This is a genomic window from Sodaliphilus sp. (genome assembly GCF_045598405.1).
In the GTDB taxonomy this organism is placed as follows: Bacteria; Bacteroidota; Bacteroidia; order Bacteroidales; family Muribaculaceae; genus Sodaliphilus; species Sodaliphilus limicaballi.
Genome location: NZ_JAZLLZ010000053.1, coordinates 1 through 7,785 on the forward strand (window position 1 = coordinate 1; position 7,785 = coordinate 7,785).

General features: G+C 51.0%; 4 protein-coding genes. 3 read left to right on the top strand and 1 reads right to left on the bottom strand.

All coding sequences use genetic code 11. The annotated features are described in order from the left end of the window. Positions 1 to 270: 270 nt before the first annotated feature. Positions 271 to 1,269: a class II fructose-bisphosphate aldolase gene (locus ACKI3C_RS04675; protein ID WP_407402550.1), complete on the bottom strand. Its 999-nt coding sequence runs from the start codon at positions 1,267 to 1,269 to the stop codon at positions 271 to 273. Between the two features lie 520 nt (positions 1,270 to 1,789). Here ACKI3C_RS04675 and ACKI3C_RS04680 point away from each other — a divergent pair. The 3 genes from ACKI3C_RS04680 to ACKI3C_RS04690 all read left to right on the top strand — a co-directional run bounded on the left by ACKI3C_RS04680 (position 1,790) and on the right by ACKI3C_RS04690 (position 7,661). Beyond that, on the top strand, positions 1,790 to 2,914 hold the full coding sequence (locus ACKI3C_RS04680; RefSeq protein ID WP_407402552.1) for an efflux RND transporter periplasmic adaptor subunit: 1,125 nt from the start codon (positions 1,790 to 1,792) through the stop codon (positions 2,912 to 2,914). Positions 2,915 to 2,932: 18 nt separating this feature from the next. Beyond that, the gene (locus ACKI3C_RS04685) at positions 2,933 to 6,085 is read left to right on the top strand and encodes an efflux RND transporter permease subunit (protein WP_407402554.1); all 3,153 of its coding nucleotides are present in this window, start codon (positions 2,933 to 2,935) and stop codon (positions 6,083 to 6,085) included. A gap of 187 nt (positions 6,086 to 6,272) precedes the next feature. After that, the gene (locus ACKI3C_RS04690; protein ID WP_407402556.1) at positions 6,273 to 7,661 is read left to right on the top strand and encodes a TolC family protein; all 1,389 of its coding nucleotides are present in this window, start codon (positions 6,273 to 6,275) and stop codon (positions 7,659 to 7,661) included. The last annotated feature ends 124 nt before the right edge of the window (positions 7,662 to 7,785 follow it).

The following is a 7,785-nucleotide window of genomic DNA, read 5'->3' on the forward strand; positions in this document are numbered from 1 at the left end:
ACTTTAGCATGTGAAACCATTTGAGCCTCACCTATTTGCTCCGATTAGCGTCCTGCTGGACGCGGTGCATGTTGCATTTCTTCCCCCACCGCCACTTCGTTCGGCGGTGGGGGTTATTCAGGTATTGTCCTGCCGGACAACAAATTAGCAATATTTATTATCAAATGCTAAAGTTGAGTTAACTAGATACTAATATAAAAAAACATCTTCCTGCCGTTGTGGCGGGAAGATGTTTTGTGTTTGGCATTTGTGTTTAGCAGATGTTAGCAATTATGCCTTGCCGTTGCTGCCGAGAACCTCTTGGATTTTGTGCTTGTAGAGGCGTTCCATTTCTTCGCGAGCGGGACCGCAGTACTTGCGGGGGTCGAACTCACCGGGCTTCTCGTTGAAGACCTTGCGCACAGCAGCGGTGAACGCCAGACGGCTGTCGCTGTCGATGTTGATCTTGCAAACGGCACTTGCAGCAGCCTTGCGAAGCTGCTCCTCGGGAATACCTACAGCGTTGGGCATCTTGCCACCGTTGTTGTTGATGATCTCAACATACTCCTGGGGAACTGAAGAAGAACCGTGGAGAACGATGGGGAAACCAGGAAGTTGCTCCATGATAGCATCGAGGATGTCGAATGCCAGGGGGGGAGGAACGAGGCGACCAGTCTCGGGGTCAACAGTGCACTGCTCGGGAGTGAACTTGTAAGCACCGTGGCTTGTGCCGATAGAGATTGCGAGAGAGTCGCAGCCAGTGCGAGTAGCGAAGTCGATAACTTCCTCGGGCTTGGTGTAGTGAGATTCCTCAGCTTGTACCTCGTCTTCAACGCCAGCGAGAACGCCGAGCTCAGCCTCAACAGTCACGTCGTGAGCGTGAGCATATTCAACAACCTGCTTTGTGAGAGCGATGTTCTCCTCGTAGGGGAGGTGTGAACCGTCGATCATCACGCTTGAGAAACCGAAGTCAACGCAGCTCTTGCACAGCTCGAAGCTATCGCCGTGGTCGAGGTGGAGACAGATCTGGGGATTCTCCCAGCCGAGTTCCTTAGCATACTCTACAGCACCCTGTGCCATGTAGCGAAGCAGAGTCTGGTTAGCGTAGTTGCGTGCACCCTTAGATACCTGAAGGATGACGGGTGACTTTGTTTCAGCGCAAGCCTTTACGATTGCCTGCAGTTGTTCCATGTTGTTGAAGTTGAATGCGGGAATTGCATAACCTCCGTTAATAGCCTTAGCAAACATTTCGCGAGTGTTCACGAGGCCTAACTCCTTAAAACTTACCATTTTTTGTAATTATTTTATTAAAAAATCAATTAAATTTCCACTTAATCAACTGCAAAGATAAACATAAATTTGCAATGCGACCTCCATTTTGTTATAAAAAATCAAAAAGAGGGTTATTTTTAGAACGAAAACGATTGCTCTACCCCTTCCGGTTAGCGTTGTGCAGCCCCTCTCCCACAGAAGGCACTGAGGTCACAGAGAAATCAATGGGGTAATCTCACGCAGATTTCGCAGATGACGCAGATTTTTAATTCAATATTCGTAAATTAATTAGAATCGAGCTACGATGTTGTCCGGCAGGACAATGAATTAGCGATATTTATTATCAAATGCTAAAGTTGAGATATTAATCTGCGTCATCTGCGAGATTGAAGTGGGATTTCCCCATTGGTGTATTGGTATATAGTTAACGTTATTTTGGTAGAAATGCAAAAAAAACTACACCATAATGCTATATATGAAATTTTCTTGCTAACTTTGCACGAATTATTGTGAAATTAATAACATAACTATATAGACAATGATAAAAAGAAATCTAATGAACTGCTGCATGTGTGCGGGGCTGGCAATGCTGGTTGCCTGTGGCGGCAGCGAGGAATCGCAGACTTATCCTGCAAGTTTTGAAACTATCACGGTCAAGACTCAAGATCTTGTAGTACCATATGAATATAGTGCAACGCTAGTGGGTAAAAACGACGTGAGCATCACGCCCCAGTGTACTGGTCAGTTGATGAAGGTGTGCGTGATTGAGGGTCAGCGTGTGAGTGCAGGAACGGTGCTCTTTGTCATCGACCAGCGCGATGCCCAGCTTGCAGTAGAGACTGCCGTTGCCAATCTTACTGCTGCTCACGCCGCAGTGAAGACTGCTCAACTGGAGTATGACAGCAACAAGAACCTGCATGCGCAGAATATCGTGAGCGACTATGTAGTGAACTCAGCACTCAATAACCTCAACCAGGCAAAGGCTGCCGAGTCACAGGCACGTGCTGCCGTGGATCGTGCTAAGGTGAACCTGGGCTATTGCACCATCACCTCGCCCGTGGCTGGCATCGTGGGCACACTGCCTGTTAATCCTGGCGACCAGGTTTCGCCCGGCGTGCTTCTCACCACTGTGAGCGGAACTGCCGAGATGAAGGCCAAGTTCTCGATTACCGAGGACGAGCTTAATAACCTTGCCAACGCATCGGGCACCGAGACCTCTGACCAGCGCATGTCGAAGCTCAACGCAGTGAAACTGAAACTCAAGGACGGCACCGAGTATCCCATAGAGGGACGCATCACCAGCTATGCGGGTGCCATCGACCGCACAACAGGTGCTGTGACTTGCATCGCCACGTTCCCCAACCCCGACGGCAAGCTCTTCTCGGGCGCACAGGGAACTGTGGTTTACCCCTATAAGGCAAGCAATGTGATTGTGGTGCCCACGTCATCTATCGTGAGGTTGCAAGACAAGACCCTCGTTTACAAGGTGGGCGCCGACAGTTGTGCTACTAGCGCCATCATCACATACGAGGACGCAGGCAGTGGCAAGGATGTGGTTGTGACATCAGGCCTCAAGCCTGGCGATCGCATTGTGGGCACCGGAGCCAATAACGTGCGCGAGAAACAACAGGTCATTTTCCCCTCATCTCCAGCAACTAAGTAATTTTATTAAGACGCAACGATGAAAAACAATATCTTCATAGACCGCAGGGTGATGGCAGTAGCCATCTCAATTGTGATAGTGCTGGTGGGATTCATCTCCCTCTCATCGCTATCAATCGAGCAATACCCTAATATTGCGCCCGCCACGGTCAATATCACAACGAGCTATACCGGAGCCGATGCCGCTACTGTGATGAAATCGGTGGTGCAACCCATCGAGGAAGCAGTGAATGGCGTGCAAGACATGGCCTACATCACCAGCAGCGCCTCATCAACAGGTGAGGTGGCTATCAATGTGTATTTCAAGCAGGGCGTGGATGCCGACATGGCTGCCGTCAATGTGCAGAACCGAGTGTCGAAGGCAATGTCGCTGCTGCCCGCCGATGTGACCAAGGTGGGAGTGTCGGTTGAGAAAAGCCAGAATAGCATTCTCCAGATTGCAACGCTGCAAAGTACCGACGGCAAGTTTGACTCAGACTTCATAGCCAACTATATTGACATCAACGTGAAGCCCCGCTTGCAGCGAATAGGTGGTGTGGGCAACGTGAACAACCTGGGTAACACCTATGCGCTGCGCATCTGGATGAAACCCGACGTGATGGCACGGTATGACCTAGAGCCTAACGATGTGTTTGCAGCGATAGGAGGCCAGAGCTTTGTGGCTGCAACTGGCGCGCTGGGCGAGCAGAGCGACAATGCCTATCAGTATTCACTTGAATATCGCGGCCGCTTGTCGAGCGTGGAAGAATTTAACAATATCGTGCTCAAGGCTACCAACACTGGCCAGGTGCTCCACCTGAGCGACGTGGCAACGGTAGAGATAGGCGCGGTGAGCTATAACTTCGCTTCTACAGTCGAGGGACACCCTGGCGTGATGTTTATCATCAACCAGGCCGCAGGCGCCAATGCGACCCAAGTGAATGCCGAGATTAACAAGCTCTATGAAGACCTCAAGCCGTCGCTACCCGCAGGACTTGAGTTCAAGACACTGATGTCGAGCGACGACTTCCTCTATGCCGCTATCCACAACGTGGTGGAAACGCTGGTTATAGCAATCATCCTCGTGATTCTGGTGGTTTATTTCTTCTTGCAGGACCTCAAGGCTACTGTTATCCCGTCGGTGTCAATCATAGTGTCGTTGCTGGGAACCTTTGCCTTCGTTAAGCTGGCAGGCTTCTCGCTCAACATCCTCACGCTCTTTGCGCTCGTGCTCGCCATCGGTACGGTGGTGGATGACGCCATTGTGGTGGTTGAGGCGGTGATGGGCAAGCTTGAGAACGGCTACAAGAGTCCTGTGAAAGCAACGCGCGACGCGATGAGCGAGGTGTCGGTGGCTGTCATATCGTGTACGCTAGTGTTCATGGCGGTGTTTATCCCCGTGTCGTTCATGCCAGGCACATCGGGTGCGTTCTTCACCCAGTTTGGTATCACAATCGCGGCATCGGTGGGACTGTCGTGCGTGTCGGCGATGACGCTGTGTCCGGCGATGTGTGCTATCATGATGCGTCCCCCCAAGGAAGACGGCCGCAAGAATCTGAACTACTACACCAAACTTGCCTACACCACTAGCTACAATGCCATTATGGGCAAGTATAAGAAAGCCGTGGGCAAGTTCCTCAAGCGCCCTGGACTGGCATGGTTGCTGCTCATCGTGGCATCGGTGCTCATGGTGCTTTTCATGAAAGTCCTTCCCTCGGGCCTTGTGCCGCAGGAAGACCAGGGCGTAATCTTGTGTGAGGTGCGTGCACCCGAGGGATTCACGCTGCACCAGACCAATGAGGCGATGAAAGAAGTGGAGAAGCATGTGAAAGAGATTCCCGAGCTTGAGAGCTACGCGATGGTGTCGGGCTATGGTATGATCTCAGGTGCAGGCTCAAGTTATGCGACCTTCATCATTCGTCTCAAGCCATGGGACGACCGTGAAGGATTTGAACACTACATCGATGTGGTGATAGGACGCTTCTACATGGCATGTCAGGATCTCAAAGAGTTGCAGATATTGCCCTTCCAGATGCCGCAGATTCCCGGTTACGGTAACTCTAACAGCATCGACCTGGTGATGCAAGACCAGGCAGGCGGCTCAATGACCGATTTCTCGGCCAACGTGGATAAGTTCCTTGCCGAGCTGGCTAAGCGTCCCGAGGTGGGCAACGTGCAGTCGTCCTACTCGGAGCGTTTCCCGAAATATAGGGTAGAAATCAATGCAGTGCAGTGCGACCGCTCGGGTGTGTCGCCCGATGCTGTGCTCAACACGCTGGGTGCTTATTGCGGCGGTGCTTACATAGGCAACTTCAACCAGTATGGCAAGGTGTATCGCATCATGGCTAATGCGTCGCCCGAGTATCGCCTCGACCCCACGTCGCTCAACAACATCTTTGTGAAGGTGGCAGGCGGACAGATGGCTCCCATCTCGCAGTTTGTTACCCTCCATGAGACAGTGGGCTCGTCATCGCTCAAGCGATTTAACTTGTTCCAGAGTATCTCGTGCAGCATTGACCCTGCACAGGGCTTCAGCGAGGGACAGGTGCATGAGGCGATAGCCGAGGTATTTGAGAAGACCATGCCTCAGGGATATGGTTATGAGTATGGCGGCATGTCGCGCGAGCTTGAAGCAAACTCTAAGAGTAGCATGACAGTGATAATCTACCTGATATGTATCCTGCTCATCTATCTCATCCTCGGTTGCTTGTATGAGTCGTGGTTTATACCTCTGTCGGTCCTCATGTCGGTGCCATTTGGCCTAATGGGTTCGTTCTTAGTGTCATACATCGGCCATGAGATGGGTCTCCCTGGCATGGACAACAATATCTACTTGCAGACGGGTGTGATTATGCTCATCGGTCTGCTTGCCAAGACTGCTATTCTCATCACAGAGTTTGCTGTGGAACGCCGCAAGCAGGGCATGAGCATCAGGGATGCCGCATTCCAGGCGTGTGAAGACCGCTTGCGTCCTATCCTCATGACAGTGGCATGTATGGTGATAGGTATGATACCTCTCATCATTGAGGGCGGTGCCGGTGCTAATGGTAACCGCGCCCTCGCACTGGGTGTTGTGGGTGGTATGACAGTTGGAACGGTTGCGTTGCTCTTTGTCACTCCGGCATTCTTCATCGCATTCCAGACCCTGCATGAGAAGTTCCAGAAAGCACCTGTCGAGAAGGACACAGAATGACATTAACTGAAAGAAATTAAAATAATTAAAATAATTTCTTTTTAGCCTAAAAGAACAAAACAAAATTTATAGTGTGGTAAAGAACATAAATTATTTTTGTTCTTCTTACTTCGATAACACGATGTTATGTTCTTTTAGTCTGAAAATATCGCGAGAGATGACCCTCGCGAGATATGAAAAATAGATTATGAAGAAGATAAGAAATATAATTCCGCTTGTGGCTGTGGCTTTGCTAGGCAGTTGCTCGGCATTGCACCAGGAGTATAAGAGTGACCTCACTGTTCCTAGCAACCTCTATGGCGACCAGCAGGAGATAGTGGCATCGACTGCGCAGCCCTCGATTGCAACGTTGTCATGGCGTGAGTTATTTGCCGACCCTTACTTGCAGAGGCTCATCGACACAGCGCTGGTGCGCAATACCGACCTGGCTGTGACCCGCTTGCATGTGCAGCAGGCCGAGGCTTCGCTCAAGGCGGCAAAGCAAGCGTTCCTGCCTAGCTTGACTTTCAACCCTAACGGTGGCGTGAACTACTTTAACAAGAGTACCACGGGCGTATATAATGTGGGTCTCACTGCTCAATGGCAAGCCGACATCTTCGGTAGCCTGAAGAACAAGAAACGCCAGAGCGAAGCCATGCTCGAACAGTCGCGCGACATCGAGCAGGCAACGCAGTCGCAGCTGGTGACTGGAGTAGCGATTGCCTACTATAAACTGCTCCTGTGCAAAGGGCAGCTGGATATCATGCAGCAAACCAAGGGACTGTGGGAGAAACAACTGGTGACACAGCGCGCACTCTTTGAGAATGGCCGCGCCTATTCTACCTCGGTCAATCAGATGCAGGCGTCACTGCTGGGCGTAGAAGCCCAGATTGCCGACATGCAGTTTGAGATACAGCGTGCCGAGAATGCGATATGCATCCTGCTGTGCCAGCCGCACACCACCATTGAGCACTCGAGCACAGTGGGACGCGGTCACTTGCTGTCGTCGCTCAACACGTCAACCCTGGGCAGCGGATTGCCCATAGAGATGCTTGCCAATCGTCCCGACGTGCGTGCCGCGCAACGTGCCGTGGAGGCTGCTTTCTATGTAAAACAGCAAGCCAAGGCTGCTTTTTATCCTAATCTCACGTTGAGTGGAACACTGGGATTTACCAACAGTAACGGTGCCGTAAACCCCGGGAAGATATTATTGAACGCCCTGGGCGAACTCACTGCTCCTATCTTTGCACGCGGGCAGATTAAAGCTGATTATGCGATAAGTGAGTTGAAGCAGGAAGAGGCAAAGCAGCAGTTTGTGAGCACTATGATAAATGCTGGCATGGAAGTTAATGAGGCGTTGATGATGTATAATAGTGCTGCCAGCAAGGATGCAATCTACATCAAGCAAGTGGCAGTGCTGCAAGATGCCTATAAAGGCACTCAGGAACTCATGGCTAACGGTAAGGCTACTTACATTGAAGTGCTCACAGCGCAAGAGGCTCTGCTCAGCGCCCAGCTCGATGAGTTGTCAAACCTCTACCAGGCAACACAAGGACTCATCGCTCTCTACCAAGCACTGGGAGGAGGAAGTTTATAAACGATGACGATGCGCTCGCTCTGCTCGCTACGATGACGATGACATTTCGTTTTTGACGATGACGATGCGCTCGCTGGCGCTTCGCTACGATGACGATGACATTTCGTTTTTGACGATGACGATG